The sequence below is a fragment of the Nocardia sp. NPDC004168 genome, from assembly GCF_040610355.1.
GTDB lineage: Bacteria > Actinomycetota > Actinomycetes > Mycobacteriales > Mycobacteriaceae > Nocardia > Nocardia sichangensis.
Window position 1 is genome coordinate 1 of sequence record NZ_JBEXME010000048.1, and the last position, 21651, is coordinate 21651.

General features: G+C 64.7%; 26 protein-coding genes and 1 pseudogene. 13 read left to right on the top strand and 14 right to left on the bottom strand.

The annotated features are described in order from the left end of the window. The 3 genes from ABZW96_RS35675 to ABZW96_RS35685 all read left to right on the top strand — a co-directional run. On the top strand, positions 1-186 hold a 186-nt coding region (locus ABZW96_RS35675; protein WP_355081063.1), incomplete at its 5' end, for a hypothetical protein. A 470-nt stretch (positions 187-656) separates the two neighbouring features. Beyond that, positions 657-893, top strand: coding sequence for a hypothetical protein (locus tag ABZW96_RS35680; protein ID WP_355081065.1), 237 nt, complete (start codon positions 657-659; stop codon positions 891-893). A gap of 259 nt (positions 894-1152) precedes the next feature. Beyond that, positions 1153-1461 carry a hypothetical protein gene (locus tag ABZW96_RS35685; RefSeq protein WP_355081067.1) on the top strand — a complete coding sequence of 103 codons (309 nt, stop codon included), beginning with the start codon at positions 1153-1155 and terminating at the stop codon, positions 1459-1461. A gap of 130 nt (positions 1462-1591) precedes the next feature. Here ABZW96_RS35685 and ABZW96_RS35690 read toward each other — a convergent pair whose 3' ends face one another. Further along, positions 1592-1963 (bottom strand): hypothetical protein, encoded by a 372-nt coding sequence (locus ABZW96_RS35690; protein ID WP_355081069.1) that lies wholly within the window; start codon positions 1961-1963, stop codon positions 1592-1594. A 120-nt stretch (positions 1964-2083) separates the two neighbouring features. Continuing rightward, positions 2084-2410: a hypothetical protein gene (locus tag ABZW96_RS35695; protein WP_355081071.1), complete on the bottom strand. Its 327-nt coding sequence runs from the start codon at positions 2408-2410 to the stop codon at positions 2084-2086. Positions 2411-2706: 296 nt separating this feature from the next. Here ABZW96_RS35695 and ABZW96_RS35700 point away from each other — a divergent pair, with 296 nt between their 5' ends. After that, entirely contained in the window at positions 2707-2949 is a 243-nt protein-coding gene (locus ABZW96_RS35700) for a hypothetical protein (protein ID WP_355081073.1), read from the top strand. A gap of 102 nt (positions 2950-3051) precedes the next feature. Beyond that, positions 3052-3657 (top strand): hypothetical protein, encoded by a 606-nt coding sequence (locus tag ABZW96_RS35705; RefSeq protein WP_355081075.1) that lies wholly within the window; start codon positions 3052-3054, stop codon positions 3655-3657. Between the two features lie 346 nt (positions 3658-4003). Here the strand turns inward: ABZW96_RS35705 and ABZW96_RS35710 are convergent, their stop codons facing one another. From ABZW96_RS35710 to ABZW96_RS35740, 7 genes are all read right to left on the bottom strand, one after another. Next, positions 4004-4486: an NUDIX domain-containing protein gene (locus ABZW96_RS35710; RefSeq protein WP_355081077.1), complete on the bottom strand. Its 483-nt coding sequence runs from the start codon at positions 4484-4486 to the stop codon at positions 4004-4006. 47 nt (positions 4487-4533) lie between these two features. After that, positions 4534-4737 (bottom strand): hypothetical protein, encoded by a 204-nt coding sequence (locus ABZW96_RS35715; RefSeq protein WP_355081079.1) that lies wholly within the window; start codon positions 4735-4737, stop codon positions 4534-4536. A gap of 131 nt (positions 4738-4868) precedes the next feature. Continuing rightward, positions 4869-5609, bottom strand: coding sequence for a hypothetical protein (locus ABZW96_RS35720; protein ID WP_355081081.1), 741 nt, complete (start codon positions 5607-5609; stop codon positions 4869-4871). A 436-nt stretch (positions 5610-6045) separates the two neighbouring features. Continuing rightward, positions 6046-7377, bottom strand: coding sequence for a helix-turn-helix transcriptional regulator (locus tag ABZW96_RS35725; RefSeq protein WP_355081084.1), 1332 nt, complete (start codon positions 7375-7377; stop codon positions 6046-6048). Positions 7378-7391: 14 nt separating this feature from the next. After that, entirely contained in the window at positions 7392-7799 is a 408-nt protein-coding gene (locus ABZW96_RS35730) for a hypothetical protein (RefSeq protein WP_195133485.1), read from the bottom strand. After that, positions 7796-8071 carry a hypothetical protein gene (locus ABZW96_RS35735; RefSeq protein WP_159850991.1) on the bottom strand — a complete coding sequence of 92 codons (276 nt, stop codon included), beginning with the start codon at positions 8069-8071 and terminating at the stop codon, positions 7796-7798. The genes ABZW96_RS35730 and ABZW96_RS35735 overlap by 4 nt, the downstream gene beginning before the upstream one ends. Positions 8072-8132: 61 nt before the next feature. Next, on the bottom strand, positions 8133-8333 hold the full coding sequence (locus ABZW96_RS35740; protein WP_355081086.1) for a hypothetical protein: 201 nt from the start codon (positions 8331-8333) through the stop codon (positions 8133-8135). A 78-nt stretch (positions 8334-8411) separates the two neighbouring features. Between ABZW96_RS35740 and ABZW96_RS35745 the strand changes: the two genes are divergently transcribed. The 3 genes and pseudogenes from ABZW96_RS35745 to ABZW96_RS35755 all read left to right on the top strand — a co-directional run bounded on the left by ABZW96_RS35745 (position 8412) and on the right by ABZW96_RS35755 (position 13624). Further along, entirely contained in the window at positions 8412-8885 is a 474-nt protein-coding gene (locus ABZW96_RS35745; protein WP_355081090.1) for a hypothetical protein, read from the top strand. 128 nt (positions 8886-9013) lie between these two features. Beyond that, a pseudogene (locus ABZW96_RS35750) lies at positions 9014-11221 on the top strand (tetratricopeptide repeat protein); the annotation flags it as partial. A 117-nt stretch (positions 11222-11338) separates the two neighbouring features. Continuing rightward, positions 11339-13624 (top strand): RelA/SpoT family protein, encoded by a 2286-nt coding sequence (locus ABZW96_RS35755; protein ID WP_355081109.1) that lies wholly within the window; start codon positions 11339-11341, stop codon positions 13622-13624. 213 nt (positions 13625-13837) lie between these two features. Here ABZW96_RS35755 and ABZW96_RS35760 read toward each other — a convergent pair whose 3' ends face one another. Beyond that, the gene (locus ABZW96_RS35760) at positions 13838-14707 is read right to left on the bottom strand and encodes a ParB N-terminal domain-containing protein (protein WP_355081091.1); all 870 of its coding nucleotides are present in this window, start codon (positions 14705-14707) and stop codon (positions 13838-13840) included. After that, positions 14707-15417 carry a ParA family protein gene (locus ABZW96_RS35765; RefSeq protein WP_355081092.1) on the bottom strand — a complete coding sequence of 237 codons (711 nt, stop codon included), beginning with the start codon at positions 15415-15417 and terminating at the stop codon, positions 14707-14709. The genes ABZW96_RS35760 and ABZW96_RS35765 overlap by 1 nt, the downstream gene beginning before the upstream one ends. A gap of 297 nt (positions 15418-15714) precedes the next feature. Here ABZW96_RS35765 and ABZW96_RS35770 point away from each other — a divergent pair, with 297 nt between their 5' ends. Genes ABZW96_RS35770 through ABZW96_RS35780 form a run of 3 tightly spaced genes read left to right on the top strand, consistent with a single transcriptional unit; the run spans position 15715 to position 17041 of the window. After that, on the top strand, positions 15715-16227 hold the full coding sequence (locus ABZW96_RS35770) for a hypothetical protein (RefSeq protein ID WP_355081093.1): 513 nt from the start codon (positions 15715-15717) through the stop codon (positions 16225-16227). Between the two features lie 20 nt (positions 16228-16247). Continuing rightward, on the top strand, positions 16248-16670 hold the full coding sequence (locus ABZW96_RS35775; RefSeq protein WP_355081095.1) for a hypothetical protein: 423 nt from the start codon (positions 16248-16250) through the stop codon (positions 16668-16670). Between the two features lie 20 nt (positions 16671-16690). Further along, positions 16691-17041: a hypothetical protein gene (locus ABZW96_RS35780; protein ID WP_355081097.1), complete on the top strand. Its 351-nt coding sequence runs from the start codon at positions 16691-16693 to the stop codon at positions 17039-17041. An 11-nt stretch (positions 17042-17052) separates the two neighbouring features. Here ABZW96_RS35780 and ABZW96_RS35785 read toward each other — a convergent pair whose 3' ends face one another. Next, positions 17053-17289 (bottom strand): hypothetical protein, encoded by a 237-nt coding sequence (locus ABZW96_RS35785; protein ID WP_355081099.1) that lies wholly within the window; start codon positions 17287-17289, stop codon positions 17053-17055. A gap of 534 nt (positions 17290-17823) precedes the next feature. Between ABZW96_RS35785 and ABZW96_RS35790 the strand changes: the two genes are divergently transcribed. Then, positions 17824-18840, top strand: a complete 1017-nt coding sequence (locus tag ABZW96_RS35790; protein ID WP_355081101.1) for a replication protein RepA — start codon at positions 17824-17826, stop codon at positions 18838-18840. A 142-nt stretch (positions 18841-18982) separates the two neighbouring features. Then, positions 18983-20005, top strand: a complete 1023-nt coding sequence (locus ABZW96_RS35795; protein ID WP_355081103.1) for a hypothetical protein — start codon at positions 18983-18985, stop codon at positions 20003-20005. Between the two features lie 115 nt (positions 20006-20120). Here ABZW96_RS35795 and pyrF read toward each other — a convergent pair whose 3' ends face one another. After that, complete coding sequence (gene pyrF, locus ABZW96_RS35800) at positions 20121-20825, bottom strand: orotidine-5'-phosphate decarboxylase (protein WP_355081105.1); 705 nt, start codon at positions 20823-20825, stop codon at positions 20121-20123. A gap of 14 nt (positions 20826-20839) precedes the next feature. Then, entirely contained in the window at positions 20840-21595 is a 756-nt protein-coding gene (locus ABZW96_RS35805; protein ID WP_355081107.1) for a GntR family transcriptional regulator, read from the bottom strand. Positions 21596-21651 lie beyond the last annotated feature (56 nt).

Here is a 21651-nt window from a genome sequence, read left to right on the forward strand (position 1 = left end):
CAGTGGTACCAGGTGATCAAGGACGGCACCGACGGATCAGTCGTCATCACCACACCGGATGAGAACCACACCATCGAACCCGGAACACCCCTGACCGTCGCCGTGCAACTGCTCTACCCCTCCCAGCACGAAGCCGGAGACGGCACCCTGCGCAACCTCCACGCCACCGAGATCACCCGCCCATAACCCAAACTCCGACCAACTCACCCCGAGCCGGATGCCCACCAGCTGTAAGGACCTGGGCAGTTCGGTGACGCAGAGCCGAACAGGCTGAGCAGCCAAACCGACTCCAGCCGGACAGCGTCGGGATGACGCGAGAACCACTTCATCCCGACGCTGTTCGCGTCTCTGCCGAGTGTGGCGTTGGGGATACCCCAAATTCACACACCGGGACGGTTCAACCGCAGATTCACGCGAGCGCCGCTCGCCCGAACGTCGATCGGTAGGGAGCCACGTACGTAGACAGGTATATGCCGGTGTGAATGACCGATGTGGGGCCGGTACCTATCCGATGAGGATGGTTGTTGTGCAGCGAGCGCACCACCGGTGACAACACCGTCACCCGAAACCGCCCTCGACAACGGCGTCGGTAGGCCGACAAGGGAGTCGGCCGCGCAGGCGGACCCGCAACGTCGCCAACCAGGAAACCCACTCTGATGTCCACTAACCCGTTCAGCATGCTCGGCTTGGTCGCCGCGCTCGACGGCCGCAACGTCCAAGCCCACCTCACCGGCACGGTCGCCGACTGCACGGTCTGCGCCACCGTGTCCGGCCCGGTCACCGCCTGCCCAGCCGACCGCGTCGCCGAGATCACCCGCACCGCGCAACGTCCCTTGGCAGCTACCGACATCGTCGACCACCTCGGCGCGGTCGGGTACATCGTGGCCTCGTAGAAGCGAAGGTGTATGCCTCACCGGTTTCACCCGGGCAACCCCTTAGAGCCAGATCCTACGTTTGAGCTCGACTCCGGCGAAGCCCCACGCCTGAACCAGAGCCAGCTGCAGGAGCCGGTTGTGCGTAGGTGACGAGTGAGTCCCGCGCGTCATCGGTGGTCACGAATAACGAATGTAGCCGTTGGATTCGCGACCGGATGCGGCCTGCTGGAGGGTTACCGCGTTTGCGCCATGCGGACCGGCGGACAAGGCTGGATGTGTGGGGCGTGATGACGCTCGCGGTGCGGTGTACGCCGATATCGCCGAAGCGTTCGACGCGGTGTTGTCGAGCGCCGAACGCGAACGCGCCGAACGCGGTGAGGTGCCGTGGCTGGATGAGGTGATCGCCGAACTCGCCTCGACCACCCGCCAGGCCCACGATCTGGTCGTGCTGCACGCGGTCGGCGGGATCCTCGCCCAGCGCGGCAACTATTCGATGGCGGACTTGGCCGCGCTCACCGACGCCGACCCGGCCGCGGTGCGCCGGGTGCTGGCCGAGCTGCGCGCGCGCCGCTTCGGCATCCGCTGACCCGCTACCCCTCCCGGCCGGGCCGCCCTCAGCGCTGCACCGCCACGCTCGCGGGGTGGTGGGTGTGGTGAACAGAACTGGTACCCCTATGGAAGGTTCCGCTGGTCGGACTGCGCGAGTACTGACCCACCTATAGCCGTGGCTGCTGGCCGTCGCCACGTTCGATGAGCGTGGTCAGCAGGGTGAGGATCCGGGATTGTCCGGACGCTGCGGCGGCCAGCTTGCCCTGTGTCTCGGCGAACCCGTTGTGCATCTCGGCGAAGTGGGTGTTCATCAGATTGCGCAGGTCGGTCAGATCTTCATGTATGGCGGTGAATTCGGTCAGGGTGGCTTGGCGGAAGTCGCGGATCTCCGAACAGATCGCGGTCACGTCCCGGTCTGCGCCACCGGCCAGTACCCGTGCCGCCGCGGCGTCTTGCTCGGCGATTTGCAACCGCCCGGTTAGGTCACGGACCTGCGCTTCCAGCGCGGTCACCTGCGCTTGCAGATCCTCTGATGCCATAGCCCGGCAGCCTACGCGGGATGGGGTTGTGTCTTCTTGCACCATCCAGACAGCGATCGCATGCGTGTGTCGTCTCGAGGGAGGAGGGAGTTGTTGCCCGGTGGGGCGCGGCGGCAATCGTCATTCGGGGAAGTCGAGGCCGGAGATGAGGTCGTAGAACTGTTTGTCGATGACGCCCCAAACCTCGACTTCGATGCCGTCGACCACTCCTCGGTACTCACTCGTCCCGCCTGTGGTCGGCGGAACGACGCGGCTCAAGCCCAGCAGCTCTGCCCACGCCTGCACGATCGCAAGAACCTGCTTCTCGCTGTAGTCCCTACCGGAGGTGGTGCCACTGACCGCCAGCGCACCGGTGTCGTCGGTCGCATACAGCTCCCAGGTCAACGGTGCACACCCTGCGCGGCCGCCGACCTTGTTCACCACTGCCTCGACACCGAGTTCGATCATGCGGCCGAAACCGTGACCTCCGCTCACATCACGCCACGAAGCCACTGCCTTCCCCTCTCATGAGAGCTCGACTGAGGCGGGAAACCGCAAGGACCTGGAGCTTTTGCCGAATGATAACCACAAGGTTGAGCATCGAGCGGGCCGACTCCTTTCGAAACGAAGTGCATGAGGGGGTCGCCGTCGTGAGGGTGAGCAGAAGGGCCTGGATCGGGCATGTGGCGGTTGTCGGTGCTTGGCCGTACTCTGGCCCCTCATCGAGGCCTGATCGGGCCGCAGGGAGGCGAGGAGAGCCCTAGTTGCCCAGTCTGGAAAGTCGATTCGACGACACTATTGAGGATTTGAAGCAGCTCGGGCATGTCCCGGATCCGGAGAGCATCGAGCAACTGCGTGCTCGCTTGGATGACCTGGTCGCCGAAGTGCGCCGCATGGTCCCGGCTGATGACGAGCGTCGCTACGACCTGATCCTGCGCGGTCGCCAGGCCAAGGGCCTGCTCGTTGATGCCACCGAGCGTCTTCGCCCACAACCTCGGCATCGCTGAGCCGCCTGCGGCAGGTTCCCGACCACTGAGGCGCTGAGATCAGGGCATGCGCGTGACTCGGCCGACGCGTGTCCGGACGGGCTTAGAATCGGGAGGTCGTCGGTGGTCCTCGGTAGCCCCGAACGACAACAACGGCGGGGAACCCTCCTCTGCTCCCTGCCGTTGCATGGACCGCGCGATGGTCTTCGACGCGCTGCAACTTTCCTGGATGCGGAGCTTGTTCGAACGCCTGTCGACTGTCGGCGCTTGGCCGTAGTCTTGCCCCTTGATCGAGGCCTGATCGGGCCGCAGGGAGGCGAGGGGAGCAGCGAAATGCGCAGTCTGGAAGAGCGGATCGGCGACACCATCGACGATCTGAAGCAGCTCGGGCACACACCGGACACCGGGCGTGTCGAGGAGATTCAGGAGCATCTCGCAGAGCTGGTCACCGAAGTGCGTCGGACAATCAACGAGATCGACGTCGATCATGTGCGCCGCGACGACCTGATCAAGCTCAGCCGCCAGGCGCACAGTTTGTTCGTCGATGCCCGTGACCGCGCCGAGCGCGCCGTGAACATCGCCGAGGCCGCCCGCGAGCGCGAGTTGCACGCGCTCGAGCATCCCACCGTCCTGGATCCGGATCCGCCGCAGAAGGACCACCAGTTTCCTCGTAGCGCTCTCGCCGATTTCTACGATCGCGATCGCGTATGGGACGGGTTCGACCGGTGAGTGTCGAGGAAACAGACGAGGCGCGGCGCGCCCGCATCCGGGCCGAAGCCGACGCATGGGTGGCCACCGGCAGCTTCGATGTGGCGAGAATGCCGGCAGGTGAGCCATTCAAGTACCTGAACTTGGACATTCCCGAGCCTTTGCATCGCGCGATCAAGGTCTCCGCCGCGGTGAACGACTCCACGATCCGCGCGGAACTCAGGGAGCTGCTGGAGGCGTGCTACGGGGGCGGTCGGTGGCCGCGCGGTGTGGTCGAGCAGGTTCTGGCGCAGCTCGACGAGAATCGGCCTGAGGTGTCGTGGTGGGAGGACGCTGCCGGGTTGATCGAGGACGCTATCGACCTTTTTCAGGAGGAGGTCGGGTCGATGTGGGGTTCGGTGCGGGTCAATGCCCAGTCGATGCGTTTGCGTTGGCTGGAGTCCATCGGCAGCTCGGGGATCCGTGTGATCGGCACCCATTCGACGCGGGTGCTTTCGCTGCTGGGTGTGGGCTGGCCGGCGAGTGGTTCGGCGCGGTAGACGATTGTGAATTCCTGCCGCACTTCGTCGTTGCTGGTGTAGTGGATGACGTGGTGCGGGTCGGTGAAGACGCCGACCAGGCCGGTGAGGCGGACCTCGACACCGGTTTCCTCAATGGTCTCCCGGATCGCGGTGTGGCTGAGGGATTCGCCGGGGTCGTGGGCGCCGCCGGGCATGGACCAGTTTCCGTTGTCGCTGCGGCAGATCAGCAGGACGGTCTCGCCGCGGCGGACGAATGCGCCGGCGCTCGGGCGGACGCTGTTGGCGGCGGGCGCGTTTGAGTCGTGGTGGTAGTCGATGCGTCGTCCCATGGGGGAGAGCTACACCTCGCCGGTGCCGGTGAGCAACAGCGGCGTCGTCACGGCTGCGGTGTGGCGGAGAGCTGTGCTCGGCGTTCGGCTTCGGCTTCGGCGCGTTTGCCCCAGTGCAGGTTCTCGCCGCGTTGGTAGACCCAGCCGTGTGTGGCCAGCCAGGGGTATTGCGCGGCCGCGTCGTCGGCGTCGGAGAACAGCGGGATTCCGTATCCGCCGCCGCAGAAGGACCACGCGTTCCGTGGGCTCACCGGCCGGAGCGCTCTCGCCGATTTCTACGACCGTGATCACCTGTGGGACGGATTCGATCGGTGAGAGCCGGGCTGCCCACGGTGGTCTGGCTGATGCAAGGTTGCGCTTCGAATGATCTAGGCTGCGGGTTCTACGTTCCGTCGGTGTCGGGGTCTGATGGTGGAGGGGGCCAGGGTAAGCGGAAGGGCTTGGTGGTGCCCGTGAGAATATGCTGGATGCTGGCGGCCAGGGCCGCGCCGATAGAGGTGAAGCAAGCAAGTATGGCCGTGAGGGTGAGGCTGGAGGTTGCGTAGCGGGTCTCGCTGATGCCGGGGAACGGCAGTTTGTCGTTGCCGAACACCCATGACATCACTGATCCGAGCTGCCCGCCCAAATCCCATCGACGCGAGGTCATTTCCTTGAGTTCGGGCGCTTTGCTGTTGATGTAGAGCAGGGTGCAGATCGTGAAGATCGCTACTGCCACTGAGGATATCGCTGTCGTGCGCTCGAGTATTTTGTTGCGAGTCCGAAGATTGGTCATCGCGGTGAGCACACAGACGATGATGGCGGCGGTGGTCAGGAGCGCCCAGAAACCGGTGATGTGAGCTAAAGACATTGGTTTCGTCGACGACCAGACGGTCAGGTATCGGGTAGAGGCGTTGATGCGGCCGAATGCGTTGGTTTCGGCTTTGCCGTTGGGACCGGACACGGTGAGCCACGGCCGGAACAGCAAGGCGAAGGTGATCAGGCTTCCAACCGCGGCCCACAGGTAACCCCAGTTCCCGTTGAGGGCCACACGTAGCCTGCCCCCCTTCATACGGGGTTGATCGGCAGAATTTTCGGCGGGGCCACTCTGGTTTTTAATTTTACCCCACGGAGTCGAGTTTTCCATGGAATTATATTATTAATATTCCCACAAATGGGGATTCAAGCATTGCGGTATCACCCTACGAGGGTGTACCCAGTTCCACATAGTTGGGCCGCAGGCAATGTAACAATCATTCGTCACAATTGGTTTGAATTGCGGCACAACACTTTTCATAATTTTTTGAACATGCACCCCCGCCGCGCATGAAATATTGATCCGGTTGATCTTGGACATAGACGATCGTATAGTCGCCGAACTCGGTGTCTTCTGGCGGATGTCGACATGGACAGCGTCGCTCTCGAAGTGCTTCTCGAACAGTGTGCTGGTACTGGGAGGAGTCAGCCGACCCCAACGGCGAAGATCCGACCACGCTCGAAACGCCACGACGACAAGACAGTTGCTGTTGTCCGGCTGCATTGTCCTCGCAGGCCAGAAGCGATCGGCCATGTCATTACAAAGCTTACTGCTTGACGATGGCCGGGTATCGGGTGTTCAGCAGGTCGACGAACTCGGCGAGCGTGGGGTGCTGGCCGGCGCTGGGTGGCAGCCGACCGTAAAAATCGTGCAGGTACTGGAGGTATCTCGCCGACCGCAGGTCACCGCCGTTGACGACGGCGGCCGCGGCCAGTGCCCCGGCGTCCTCCCAGTCGCCAGCGGCCAGCGATGCTTCGGCCGAGACCATCTGGATGAACGCCCGGGTCCGGGGTGGGGTGTCGTCGGTGAGGGCGTCGCTGACGAAGGTGCGGGTCTGGGGTACGAGTTGCAGATCGCGCCAGCAGTGGCTGGCGTCGCCAGCGAGTTCGGCTGGGTCGTAGTAGCCGATCCAGGTCGGTTCGTCGCCGTGGCGGCGTTCGAACCGCTGCTCGGCGCGGTGGATCGCGGCCGCTGTGCCCTTGCGATCGGCCAGGCTGGCCAGCCCGCGCGCCTCCATCATCACGCACATGGCCTCGACACTGGGCGTGCCGTGTCCCCGCAGAGCCGACTGCGCCGCCCGCGCGTACATGACCGCGTCGTCGAAGCGGTGGACGAAATTGCTTTGATGAGACAGGTTGGCCAGCAGCCGGGCGCCCATCCGCATGTCCCCGGCTTCCTCGGCGAGGCGAAGGCCCTGGATGAAGTATCTGATCGCGGCGGGGTGGCGTCCGGCGTCGTAGGCGCTCCAGCCCAACAGCTGAACGACTTCGGCAGCGGCGGAGAAGATCTCGCGGCGCACCCGCTGCGGATGCACGGCGTGCAGCTCGGGCACGACCTGGGTGCGGAAGAACTGCAGCAGTGTGCGCCGCACGTGCCCACCGCCGCGGGCGAAGTCCATCGACATCATCGTCGAGACCGTGTCTCGGATCCGGGTGGCGATCGCGACCCCGTGTACGGGGCCGTCTGGCTCCACCGTCAGGGTGGGCGATTGCGCGAACAGGTATCCGGTCACGACCTGGGAGGCGCCCATGCTGGTGATCGCTCCCGCGGTGACCAGGGCCGGATCGTTTCCGCTGTCGCTGTCGGCCAGCCCGTCGAGCACGGTGATCGCGGCGGCGACGTCGCGCTGGTACTCACGTCCTCGAGCGAGCGGGTCGCCGGCATAAGGCAGATGCAGCACCGTGGCCAGCAGCCTGGAGTACAGGTCGTCGGGTACGACGTGGCCGTTCTCCCACCGCGACACCGACGTCTTCAGCGAGGCCGGGGTCATCAGGTGGACGCCGTCGCGGTCGGCGGCCTCGATCAAGGCCGCGACGAGGATCGGGATCGACCATCCCCTCGTTTTCCGGGCTGCCCGGATGTCCTCGCCTCGCATCATTCCGCTGGTTCGTTCTATGGGATGGTGTCGGTCAGCGTGCCCGAGTCGATGTCGAGCAGCACGTCGGAGCGGTCGGTGAGCACATGCCAGCGACGTGAGAGGCATTCGCGCACAGCGTGCGCCGCCGACAACAATGCGTCGGCGTTCGACTTCCCCGCCAGCAAGGTGCCGATGTCACCGGCGGAGGCCTCGTCGCAGGCGGCCACCAGCGTGTGTGGCATGCCCACCAGGGCGGCGAGGATGTCGTGCTGGTCGGACGGAATCAGCGCGTAGGCGGCGGTCAGCACGGCGGCGGGTACGACGATGGTGTTGCCCGACTCGACGGTCGCCCAGGTGATGGCGTGGGGATACGGGTCGCGGCGGCACCAGCCGCGCACAGCGGCCAGGTCGAGCACGACCCCGGACAGGGCCGTTGCGCTCATGCGGCGCCGGCAGCAGGGTGTTCGTCAGACGACAGTGGCGGCAGGCCCAGCAGCTCACGGCCGCGGTTGATCATCTCCAGCGGCGGTCGGCCGCCGTAGACGGATTCGATGGTGGCCAGGGACTTCTGCCGATCGACAGCTGCCTGGATCGACTCTGCGACGAACGCGCTCACCGACTCGATCGTCCCGCCGTCGCGCCAGTTGTCGAGAGTGGCCGCGACCTCCTCGGGCACGGTCACGGTCACTTTGCGGGTCTGCCGCTTCCTCGCCATACCCGAATGCTACTCCGGTATGCACAGGCGAGAGTCGGGAACGCTGCGGGTCGACGCGCGCTCAGCGCTGCCAACCCAGAACAGCACTCGTGGCGCCGGAGACCCGCTGCCGCAGGGTGGGCGCGACACGCACGGTCAGTTTCGCCGAAGTAGGGGCAGCCCCCATCTTGGCGAATGCGGCCTCGATTCCTGGGACAACCGCGTCGGTCTCAGCGGCCAGCAGCTCCGTCGCCGCGATATCGGCTCCGCTGCCGGGTTGCAACGTAGAATGCGGCGTCGGTCAGAACATTGATGACCTCGCCCGGTCTCGCGGGGGGGTGGGGTGCTGGAAGGAAATCTCGTGTTGGAGACGGTGTCGGCGATCGTGGCCGAGGCGGTAGCGGTGGGCGCGGTGGCGGGGTTGAGCGATTCCGCCAAGCAAGCGGTGACCGATGCCTATGCGAAGTTGAAGGCTCTGGTGTCGGGTCGTGTCGGGCCCTCGGGTGTGGAATCAGTAGAGCAACAACCTGATTCGGTTGCGCGACGTTCGGTCCTGGTCGAGGATCTCCAGCGCGCTGGCGCTGAAGACGATCAGGAATTGCTGGTGGCGGCGCAGGCGTTGCTCGCCGCCGTGCGCGCGCACGAGGCGGCAGCTGGGGCTGCGGTGGGTGTGGATTTGGAGCGGGTATCCGCGGCGGCGTTGCGGATACGGGAGGTGCAGTCGACCGGGACGGGGGTGCGGGTCGTGGGAGGCTCGTTTGTGGGCGATATCGAGATCGGTTCGGTGAACGCGGGCAAGTCTGAGCCGCAAGACCCTTCCTCGGCGCGCCGGTAGCCCCCACGCCGCCCGCGTCGCCCCATCAGTTGCCAGGGGGGATCAGTCTCGCCGGGGTAGTCGCCCAGACCGTGGCGATCGGTGCTACCCCGGCGCCTGTGCATGTCGGCGGTGACCAACCGATCCAGGTGGTCACGACGCAACCACCGCCGCCGCGGGAGCCCGTCACATCGAGTCTTCCGGCCCTTCCGCGTGATTTCTTGGGTCGTGACCGGGAATTGCGGCAGATCCTGAACGCTGCCAGCGGGGGGCGGGTAGTAGCGATCCATGCGATCAACGGGATGGCCGGTATCGGCAAAACCACTCTTGCTGTCCACGCCGCGCACCAACTGGCACCGAGGTTTCCCGATGGGCAGTACTTCGTGCAGTTGCACGCCCATACTCCTGGACAACCTCCAGCAGATGCGGCGGAGGTACTGGCCGGGTTGCTGATCGCAATCGGTACCGACCCGCGTCATCTACCCGATACGGTGGCCGAGCGTCGCGACCTGTGGCGTCATCTGCTTGCCGGTCGGAAGATGCTGCTGGTGCTCGATGACGCAGCCGACCGGGAACAGATCGAGCCATTACTGCCGAGCGGATCGGGATGCCTAACTCTGGTCACCAGTCGGCACCGGCTCACTCTGCCGGATACCAACCCCTTGGCGCTGGAGGTTCTCGACCCGCCCGCGGCGGTGGATCTGGTCTTCACCGTTACCGGCCGCGACCCTACCGACGAGATCGAACGTCGCGCTGCGGCCCGTATTGCCGACGTATGCGGGTGCCTGCCGCTGGCGATCGTGTTGGTCGCCGGCCAACTTGCGCACCACAGGACATGGGCGGCGGCCGACATCGATGACTACGCCGGTGAGGTCGAAGCTGCGGCGGATCGTCTGGCCGCGCTGGACGACGACGCTCCAGCCGTGCGCGCCGCGTTCGATCTGTCGTATCGTGCCCTGTCACTCCAGCGACAGCAGGTGTTCCGGCGTCTGGGGCTGCATCCCGGCCGTGAGCTGGACGCGTATGCAGCGGCGGCGCTGGTCGAGGTGGATGTTGCCACCGCTCGCCGTGAACTGCTGGCTCTGTACCACGACCATCTGCTCAACGAAACCAGCCGAGGCCGGTATCGGCTGCACGATCTGCTGCGCTCCTACGCCAACAGCCTCACCACCACCGAGGCGGAGGCCGACACTACCGGCGCGGTGCACCGGCTACTGGACTACTACCAGCACACCGCCGCCCACGCGGACCGATGGCCGGCGTCGCCCCCCTGCACCGGCACCGACGACGCCATCGCCTCTGCTGCAACGCGTGATGCCCTGGTGCCGGAATTCGGCGACCAGCTACAGGCCCTCACCTGGTTGCGCACCGAGAGAGACAACCTACTGGCCTGCCTGGACCACACCGCCGATCGCGACCTCGCACGGATGATTGCCTTGACCGCATCGTTGGCGAGATTCCTTGAGCTCAACGGGGAATGGCCACTGGCTGCGAGACTGCAACAGCGCGCCGCTGACACCACACGCGAGCTTGGTGACCGTCTCGGAGAAGCCGACGCTCTCAACGCCCTCGGCCGCGTGCGCCGACTCACCGGGGACTACAAGCAGGCTACCGACCTCCACCGGCAGGCACTCACCCTCTACCGCGACCTCTGTCACCGCTCGGGCGAAGCCGACGCCCTGAAAAATGTTGGGCGCTTGCGGTTTCTGGCCGACGACTACGAGCAGGCTGGTGACCTGCTCCAGCAAGCTCTCGATATCTACCGCGAGCTCGGGGACCGTCTCGGGGAAGCCGACGCCCTCGATGCCCTCGGCCGCATATGCGAGACCACGGGGGACCACGAACAAGCTGCCGACCTGAACCAGCAAGCTCTCGATATCTACCGCAGCCTCGGCTACCTCCTGGGCGAAGCCCACGCGCTCAACGCCCTCGGCCGCCTGCGCCGACTCACCAAGGACTACAAGCAAGCTGCCGACCTGAACCAGCAAGCTCTCGATATCTGCCGCAGCCTCGGCTACCTCCTGGGCGAAGCCGACGCGCTCAACGCCCTCGGCCGCCTGCGCCGAATCGCCGAGGACTATGAACAAGCTGCCGGCCTGTACGTGCAGGCGCTGACTCTTTATCGCGCCCTCGGCCATCGCCATGGTGAAGCCGACGCGCTCGACGCCCTGGGCGACCTCCGCCGGCTTACCGAGGATTACGGGCAGGCTGTCGACCTGCACGAGCAGGCACTCACTATCTATCGAGCCCTCGACTACCGCCTCGGAGAGGCCGACGCCGTCAAAAACCTCGGGCGTGTCCGCGAGACCACCAAGGATTTCGGTCAGGCCGCCGATCTGTACAAGCAGGCGCTGACTCTTTATCGCGCCCTCGGCCACCGCCATGGTGAAGCCGACACCCTCGACGCCCTTGATGCCCTCCGCCGACTCACCGAGGATGACAGACAGACTGCCGAGCTGCACCAGCAGGCACCAATGCGGCAGCCGGGCAGCGCTTCGTCGACGACGTCGTCGGCCTCCGCTCCCCGAGGCGTGCGCGCTCGCTTGATGCACCGGATGAGAGGGCAGCGCGGCGTAGCGGCGGTCAAGCCGGTGCTCGAACCGCTGGCCACTGTGCATCGCGAGCTGTACCCGAAGGCGAACCTGCCCCTGCTGCAGCGTGCGTTCGACGTGGCCGACGAGCGACACAAGCATCAGTTCCGCAAATCGGGCGACCCCTACATCACCCATCCGCTCGCGGTGGCGAACATCCTCGCCGAACTCGGCATGGACACCACCACACTGGTGGCGGCTCTGTTGCATGACACGGTCCACTACACCGGCTACAGCCTCGAACAGCTCACCCAGGACTTCGGCGGCGAGGTCGCTCATCTCGTCGACGGCGTCACCAAACTGGACAAGGTCAACTTCGGCGCGGCCGCGGAGGCGGAGACGATCCGCAAGATGGTCATCGCGATGGCCCGCGACCCCCGGGTGCTGGTGATTAAGGTGGCCGACCGGCTGCACAACATGCGCACGATGCGTTTCATGCCGCCGAAGAAGCAGACCAAGAAGGCCAAAGAGACGCTGGAGGTCATCGCTCCGCTGGCCCATCGCCTCGGTTTGGGAGCGGTGAAGTGGGAGCTGGAGGACATCGCCTTCGCGATCCTGCACCCGAAGAAGTACGACGAGATCGTCCGTCTGGTCGCCGTCCGTGCCCCCTCGCGCGACGCTTATTTGGCCCGCGTGCGCGCCGGGATCGTCACCTCGCTGGGCGCAAGCCGCGTCCCCGCGATCGTCGAGGGCCGCCCGAAGCACTACTGGTCGATCTACCAGAAGATGATCGTCAAGGGGAAGTACTTCGACGACATCCACGACTTGGTCAGTATCCGCATTCTGTGCGAGCAGGTGCGTGACTGTTACGCGGCCGTCGGCGTGGTGCATTCGCTGTGGCAGCCGATGCCGGGCCGGTTCAAGGACTACATCGCCCAGCCGCGCTACGGCGTCTATCAGTCGCTGCACACGACTGTGGTCGGGCCGGACGGTAAGCCCTTGGAGGTGCAGATCCGCACCCAGGACATGCACCGCACCGCGGAGTTCGGCATCGCCGCGCACTGGCACTACAAGGAGACCCACGACAAGCACTCCAATAACACCGCCGAGGTCGACGACATGGCGTGGATGCGCCGGTTGCTGGACTGGCAGCGGGAGGCGGCGGACCCAGCGGAGTTCCTGGAGTCGCTGCGTTTCGACCTGAAGTCCCCGGAGATCTTCGTGTTCACGCCGAAGGGCGATGTGATCACGTTGCCGCAGAAGTCGACAGCGGTGGATTTCGCTTACGCCGTGCACACCGAGGTGGGGCACCGCTGCGTCGGCGCCCGGGTGAACGGGCGGCTGGTCGCGCTGGAGCGTCAGCTGGAGAGCGGCGAGGTGGTGGAGGTGTTCACCTCGAAGGGGCGCAACCACGGCCCCAACAGGGACTGGCAGAACTTCGTAGTGTCCCCGCGCGCGAAGGTGAAGATCCGGCAATGGTTCGCCAGCGAGCGGCGCGATGAGGCGCTGGAAAAAGGTAAGCAGCAGATCTCGAGGGAGGTCCGCCGCGTGGGGCTGCCGCTGTACCGGCTGATGAGCGTCGAGGCGATGACCGCCGTCGCGTACGAGCTGGACTACGCCGACATCTCGGAGCTCTACGCCGCCGTCGGCGAGAATGAGGTGTCCGCGCACCACCTCGTGCAGCGACTCGTGGCCCAACTCGGCGGCATCGGCGACGTCGAAAACGAACTCGCCGAACGCTCCACGCCGAATCGGCACCGCGTCACCGGCGACGCGGGCGTGCGCGTTTCGGGCGCGCCGGGCAAGGTCGCCAAGCTGGCCAAGTGCTGCACCCCGGTACTGGGTGACGAGATCATGGGCTTCGTCAAGCGCGGTGGCGAGGTCAGCGTGCACCGCACCGACTGCCCTAACATCGGATCGCTACGGGGGCAGGCTGAGCGCGTTGTCGACGTCGAGTGGGCGCCGTCATCTTCCTCGGTGTTCCTGGTGGCCATTCAGATCGAGGCGCTTGATCGTGCCGGCCTGCTGCTCGACCTAATCAAGGCGCTGACCGACGCGAAGGTCGATATCCTGTCCGCCTCGGCAGCCACCTACGGTGACCGGGTCGTGATCAGCAAGTTCACCTTCGAGGTGGGCGACCCGAAGCACCTCAGCCACCTGCTCCAGGTGCTCCGCGGTGTAGAGGGCGTTTACGACGCCTATCGGCGTACTGGCAGCCATGTCGCGTAGTACCTTGGCCACAAGTCTTCGGGGGCGACGACCTGGAGACGTACCCGCCGATGGTGGTGCACATCTCCGACTTCCGCACCGACCTGGCACGTTCGGCGTTTGCGCACAACCAACTCGGCGATGCTCCCCTGCCTCGTGTGGATCGCCACCCACCACCAGGCAGCGGCGTTCTTTACCGCGGTAAAGAACGCCGGTTCGCGGCGGCCGAGCGGTTCAGCGAGTTGCCTGGAGTGCCGATACGAGCTGGGTGAGTTGCCCCGCGTCAAGGTAGTCGCGTAGCGCCTCGGCCAGGATCGCCGGTTCTGGCTCAAACCGGCTCAGCGCCTTGACGATGCGTGGGGCGCTCGCCGGCCGGAGTTTGGGCCCTGGCTTCGGGGTCTCAGCCCCCTCCTGTTTCTTCCCGGCGTTCTCCTGCTCGGCATGCCACCGGGCGACCTGTTCCTCCCATGGGACCTGGGCCAGGCCCCGCGCGACCCGCACCGCAAGTTCACCGGCGCGCAGCGCCTCCTGCAGTTCGGGAGCGAGTTTCAGTAGCGAACGCCGCTGCGAAACCCATCCCTCGGTGCGGTTGAGTCGTTTGGCGGCCTCGCCGGCGTGGCCGGCGCATTCAGCGACAAGCCGCTCGACGGCTTCGGCTTCCTCGATGACATCGAAGTCGCGGCGGCCGATATTCTCGTCGATCGCTGCGGTGAGTAGTGAAGCACGGTCGCTGGCAACCTCGTTCTTGACGACGATATCCAGCTCGACGCGCCCGTACTTGCGCGCGGCTTCCAGGCGCCGGCACCCGTTGATGACTACCCACAACGCGTCCTCGATCGCGTCCAGGTCTTCTGGCCACAGCTTCAAGTACGCCTCGCGGGACACGACAAGCGCCGACTGCAGCTGCCGATCCTTGATCGACGCCAGATCTGACAGGTCACCGATGTCGCGGCGTGGGTTGCGCGGGTTGGCGACCAGGTGGGATAGCGGCGCCGTTGTCGGTGTCCTGGGCTGTAGTGCCGCAGTTTTCCCGTCGACGGGAGATTTGTCGCCGATCGATTCGGTCAGCTCGGCGAGGCTGCGCCGGGTGGTTCCGCGGGCCATCAGACAGCCACCCTCAGTTCGAGCGCCAGCTTGAAGAAATCTTCCCGCGCCCGCAACGCTGTCCCGTTGGGTGGATATTCGGTGACCAGCCGCCCGTCGGCCGCGGCGCGGGTGTGCAGTTTGTAGTGGCGAACCACCGTTTTGGCGCGGTTCCAGCCGTTGCGGCGGATGAATTCGATGGTCTGATCACGATCAGCTTCGCCATCGCGCGGGTCCCAGTTGTTCAGCACCACCGTGTATTTCAGGCCACGAGGCTGAACGATCTTCTGAATGGTGCGGGCTGTTGGATCGAACGACAACGGCTCCGGCTCGATCGGCACGATCACATGATCTGCGGCTTCGAGCACTGCTCGAAGCGCGTCCGCGGCCGGTCCTTCACCGAGAGGGTCGCTGCTGCTGTCCGCGCCGGTGGTGTCCAACCAGCCAGGGGTGTCAACGAACACATGCTCGATGCCGGGCAATTCGCGCAGCTTGCGCAGCCCTTCGATGTCGTCGTGGGCCTGGACCATGTGGAACGGCAAGTTGTCGAGCCGCGAGGCCCACCATACCGCTGACCCCTGTGGGTCGATCGACACCGCCGCGACGGTTGCTGACGCCTCTGGATCATTCGCGTCGCTGATGACATCCGCGGTCACGGCCGCCAGATTCACTGCGAGGGTGGATTTCCCCACGCCGCCCTTCTGATTGAGCAGCACATATACAAACGCCATTTAAAACTCTCCCGTGTGCTTCGCCTTCCGGCTACTTCGGAACTGGCTCGCAGCATACGGCCCTCGCGAACTCCCAGCGCGGCGAACAACACCGACGCGCCGAAGAAGTGGTCTCGACGACACCCTCCCGGATCCTCTTTACCGCGGTAAAGACCGCCGCCGCGCGCACTGAATCGGCCAGGCGAGTTGCACCAGTTCGCCTTTGAGGCAACCGGTTTCGCCTCGGTTGCCCTGCACTGTTGCTTACCCTGAATGGATCGAGGCCGGCGGCGGCCAAGGGTGCAAGGGGGTTCAGAAATGGTCGGCAATAGCAAGGCGATTCGCCGGATGCTCACTGTCATGCTGGCGGTCGGGGCCTTGACATTGACCGCCTCGTGCGGAACAGACTCGCCGAAGGAACAACCCGAGCGCGAGCGTAAGGCGGCGACAGTGCCGGTGTTCAAGCTGCACATGACCAGTGATCTGTGGACTCGCACCAATCACGACAAGAGCTACGGCAGTGGGCGGAAGATCGACAAGCCGAAGAATCTAGCAGAAGAGCCGAACGGCATGGTGACTGTCGAGTTGACCGGCCCGCAGATGGTCGATTACCTCCAGATCCTCGACTACAACGCGCACACTGGCGGGGTCGCACCGGAGAGGGCGCTTGCAACAGCTGTCTACGACGCAGTGACGCCGGTGGTGGACAGGATCGAGACTCCCCCAGCGCCCGGCGCCCCCGCACCAGAGATCACCATCACCGCCGCAGTCGGATCCGGCACCCCACCCCCGAGCGCCACGGCAGCGCCAGCGGCGCCGTCGGGAAGATGAATAGGGATCGTGGCTCGTCAGTGCCGAGAGGTGAAGGGCAACGGCGACTGACGGCCATCCACTACGTCCCGGCCGCCGCAGTGGTCATCGCCTGCGGTGTAGAAGCCACCGTCGCCATCGGGCCGGCGGGAACCGCAGTGATGCATCTATCCGCACTTATGGCGTGGGTGACCTGGTTCATCCCGCCGACGGTGTATCTCGCCGGCATCGCCGTCGTATGGGAACGTCGGGCGCAACCACGGCTGTATCGCACTACCCGCCAAGGGCTTTTCGGCATGGGCGCTTGCATGGCCGTTGTGGCGTTGTGCACGTCGATCGAACGCTTTCCTGGCCTCTATCCGGCGGCGTTCGCGCGGGGCCTGGCAGCCGGCGCGGGTTTGATCGTCCTCGCCGTGGTCTTCATACCTGCATCCCACCGCGAGGATGCTTCTACTGTGGGCTGATGGCAACTGCAATCATCGAGATGGACGACGTCTTGTTCGCGCGGATACAGCAGGAAGCCGGGGATAACTTGTCGGAATGGGTCTCCAAGGCGTGCCGGTCTCGGTTGCAGGCCGACGCGGCCCGGGACGCAGTGGTCTGGGAGCGCGAACACCCCGTCGAGGCCGCCCGGGAGCGCGCCGAGGAAGCAGCCCGATCCCTGGAATCCGAAGCCGAACACGAGATTCAGTACCAGGCCGAGGAAGCGGCCCGACGCCGCGGCGGTGACCATGCCGAGCCGACTGCTGAGGAAATCGCCGAGGCCCAGCGGCGAGTGCGTGCTCTCTTCGAGCGGGCCGACCGCCGACTTCGTGAACGCGAAGAAGGCGACTGAGACTGGGCAAGTTAGACGCGCGCGGCCATGCTGTCCAGGAGCGCAAGCATGGCATGGATCTGCGCCTGACCCTGGATTGCGTGAACTTTCGCCCAGGCGAGCAGTACGGCTCGCCGATGCCTGCGTGTGAGGGCATCTGACCACTCGTCCTGCTCGGTAAAGCTGTCCATCACATCGAGCGCCGCCCACATTGCTTCGTCCGCCTTCGCGGCGAACCCTTCGGCGCGGTCTGCGTGTGATCCCGTCATGAGGCGAAACCGTACGGAACCACGCGCCGCAGCGCCTAGATCGCCGTGACGCAAGAGCCGTGTCGGCGGCGCGTAAACCCGAGACACACCGAGACGGGAAAGGCCCGGGAAAGCGCGAGCTGGATGTGGGCTGAAACTGCTGCGTGACCGGAAGTTGCCCTGGTCAAGGAGAGAATTCCTGTGATGTGGGCTGGGATCCATTCACAGCCACGGCCAGCCTACTAGAGGTAGTTCTTAACAGGAAAGAACTAAAGGGGGACGTGATTTTGTGCGTGTCACCTGCGCAGATACAGGGGCGTGGTCGGCAAGGTATGCGAGTGGGTCGGCAAGGTATGCGAGCGATCCTGGGAAAACACGGCCGCTCCGGTCGGCAACGTATGCGTGGATAACTTGCTGGCAGCGGCGGCGGATCCCCAGATTGGGGACTGGTCGGCAAGGTATGCGAGGACAACTCCGCTTCGGGGCCGGTCGGCAACGTATGCGTGGATAACCGTCTCGGGTCGGCAAGGTATGCGAGCCAGAGCGAGTTTCCTGGTGCTGCGGGCCGCCCGGTCGGCAAGGTATGCGAGTGGTGCCGCCACAACGGCGCAGTGCTCTGGCAGGCTGGCCCTCATGCCCCGGCAGAAACGCAGCGACCTGGACTTCTTCAACGCCGCGGTCGAGCTGTGGGATGCCGAGCCCGAAATCGGTTATCTGGCCAGGCTGTTCACCCAAACTTCCCTGCCGTATAAGGAACCCAAGAACAATCCGGCGGCGTGGCGACGGGTCAATGGCAACACCCAGCTCATCGTGCGGCCCGGGGTCATTTTCGGCCCGGACGGTGAGGCAGTCTCGCTCGGATACCCGTTCGGCAGCATCCCGCGGCTGGTCCTGACGTGGATGAGCACCGAAGCGGTCCGCACGAAAAGCCGGGACCTGGTGCTTGGTGCGAGCCTGACCGAGTTCATGCGCAAAGTCGGGTTGATCAAGGATCATGAGCTACCCACCGGCGGCAAGAATGGCAACGGCACACGCGCCAAGCAGCAGATGGAACGCCTTTTCCGATCCACCGTCTCTGTGGAGTACATCGGCGACGAGAACCGGCAGCTGGGCGCCCAGATGTCGGTGGCGTCGGGATATGACCTGTGGTGGAAACCGGGCGCCGAAGATGACCAGCCGTCGCTGATGGAGTCCATGGTGCGGTTGTCGCCGGAATTCTTCGAGCAAGTCGTCGAACGCCCGGTGCCCGTGGACATGCAGGCGCTGATGCTGCTGCGCGAATCACCGATGCGGCTCGATATCTACACCTGGCTGACCTACCGCATGTCGCGGCTGAAGAAGCAGACCACCGTGCCGTGGGCCTCGCTCAAAGGCCAGTTCGGATCCGAGCTCGCCGACACCAAGCAGGGCAACTACCAGTTCAAACGCGATTTCAAGAAGCGGCTCGCCGAGGTGACAACGGTGTACAAGGAGGCGAACGTGGATGTCACCGACTCAGGCCTGGTGCTGCGCCCCAGCCTCACTCACGTACGCAAGAGTCCCGGCTTCCTGGCCTTGGAACGCGGCAATTAGTTCCGGTTGGCTCAGCCCACTCCGGCCGACTGGATCGTGGGCGGGACACACCTGTAGGAATCAGCGATTGGTGCGAACTCGGGTGCCATCCTCGACGCGGCGAAGGTATTCGGTGACTTGAGCATTCGGGAGGGGCGAACAGATGTCCACTGCGGTGAAGGTCAAGAACGGTGTGGAGCCGACCGATCAAGAGGCTGAGCGCTGGCTCGCTGCGACTGAGTTGGCCAGCGATCAGCGGGCAGCCATACTGCTGACGCGCGCGATGTTTCCGGCACGGTACGGGTTCGCGAAACGAGAACCCTTGATCCCGCCAGCCGCGGACAGTGATTGCGCTGCCAAGGTGATGTGGCTGCTGAAAGCAGGGCAGACGCCCACGCCTGCTGCTGTTCTGACAGCGGCTCCTAGCGAGGGGTCGGCGTCCATCAAGTCGGCGAAGAAGCTGGCCAGAAGGAACGAATGGTTCGCCAGGCAACAGCGTGCGAAGAAGGTCATCTCCACGACCAAGGACATGACAGCTCTCAGCAAGCTACTGGCCGAAGCGGTGGCAGCACATTGGCGCGAGGACGGCACCGGCCCGCACTGGAGCGAGGCCGTGGCCGCCCCCGAGGTTGCGCAGTGGTGGACAGAGGCGACCGGCATGGCGTATGTCGGCAGGGACTTCCAACCAGCTATCTTCCTGAAGGCCCGGAAATTGGGGTGGATCGCGTTCAACACCCAGGAACGCTCCCTGTGCACCGGCCGGCGGTTCCACCGACGCCACCTCGGCGACGAAATCTCGAAGGCTCCGCACGAGGACATCGGATACTTCACCGCCGCCTACATCAGCATCTATCAAGCCATTCACGGCCACAGCCCGGATTGGGCGCAGATCGCCGAAGCAGCCACCGACCAGAACGGTCTCCGGCTATTCCTCGATGCCGATGATGCGACGGCACAATCCCGGTGGATCGCCACGCATGGCTGGATCGTCCTGCGAGACGGAAGCATCCAACCAGGAAAGCGCGTCGCTGCAGAGGCTCGCAGTCGAGGCCACAGCATCCCGGTGGTGGACAAGATCGAAACTCCCCCAGCACCCGGCGCCCCCGCACCAGAGATCACCATCACCGCCGCAGTCGGATCTGCTCCAACGCCGAGCGCCGCGACAGCGCCGTCATCAGGAAGATGACCGAGCAGGAAAGTGCACGGCGGCCCCGGCCGCGGCTGGTGCTCCGAGTGTGCTCACGTGCGAAACGGCCACCTGCAATGCTTTGGTGCAGGTGGCCGTTCGTTTCGTCTGATGATTAGACGATGGCTTGCGCAACCTCTGTTGCGATTGCCTCTGCGGCTTGAGCTGGGCTTTCCGCATTGGTTACGGCCCGGCCGAGTACAAGGATGCTTGCGCCACTCCGGATGGCGTCGGCGGGTGTGGCTACGCGCACTTGATCGTGAACCGGGGTGCCGGCCGGACGAATACCAGGAACGACAGTCAAAATTTCCGGAGCTGTTTCCCTGACCAGCGGGAGGTCGGTCGCTGCGCACACGATGCCCCCGCAATTTGCGGCTACGGCAGCCTCCAGTCGTTCGTTGAGCAGGCTGGACGTGGCGTGGGGTTCACTGGTCAAGATCGTCACAGCAAGTACTGTCGGCGCCGACCGGCCTGCTTTGTCAGCGCCCTCTTTCAGCCCTTTCACCGCTGCTTCGAGCATGTTCTTCCCTCCTGCACCGTGGACGGTCAGGTAGCGGACTCCGAGCGATCCCAGAACCGTGCTGGCCCCATAGACGGTGTTGGGGATGTCGTGCAGCTTGACGTCAAGGAAGACGTTCATGCCGATGTCTTGGATGGCCCTGACTGCATTTTGGCCAGCCGCACTGAAGAGCTGAAGGCCGACCTTGGCAACGCCGATGTGTGGTTGTACCGCTTGTGCAATGGAGACGGCGGACTCCAGATCGTCAGTGTCGAGGGCAATGGCCAGGCGGTCCCTGACCTGAGAAAGCTCGCTGGACAACTGAGGTCCTCCTGTTATTCGTCGATGGGTGCTTCGTAGGTGTCGAACGTAAGGACGTTGCCGTGTGCTGGCCGTACGTTGATGACGGCTTCCAACGCCTCGTCTTCAGCGCCGTAGGTGCCATGGCTGTGTTCGATGACGATGCTGGTTGCATCGATGCCGAATAGCTCCTGCTCGGCAGTGTTGGCATGTCGAGCGCGGATTTCATTTGCCGTGCGTGTCACAGTATGGCCCGCTCCTTCAATCAGGGAGACAACTTGAATTCGGTCATCGGCTTCAAGTCGCGGGGCGGCTTCGATGATGGCGGCTGGGAAGAACATCGACGTGTCTTCCGTGGGGACTTCGTTGACGTAGGTGCGGCTACAACGATGGAAGACGCGGGTTCCTGGCTCAAGGTTGAGCAGCTGGGCAATGAGAACCGGTGCCTCGATCCACTCGCGCAGGACGGTGTCTTTGCGCACGCTGCTGCCGGACATGTCGTTCCCGAAGATCAGCCCCTGAGCGGCGCGAGCTCGTGCGTATCGGCCCGTCATAGGCCACTTGGTGGCTCGCAGTTCAGGCGGTGTTGGCACTGCTCGCATGCCAGGGCGATAGATCAAAATGCCTTCAGCGACCAGGTGCTGAACAGCTCGGCCAGCTGTCTTCTCGTTGACGTCGAATCGCTGGGCAAGGCTGGCATTGCTAGGCAGAGGTTCGCTGTCGTAGTCACCAGACAGCACTTCTGCTTTCAGCGTCTCGGCGATTGAGACGTATTCGGGTTGCTTCGGCACAGCTTGACACTACCTTGCCCCAAGGGGATATCCGCAATCCCCCCGCCACATGGTGG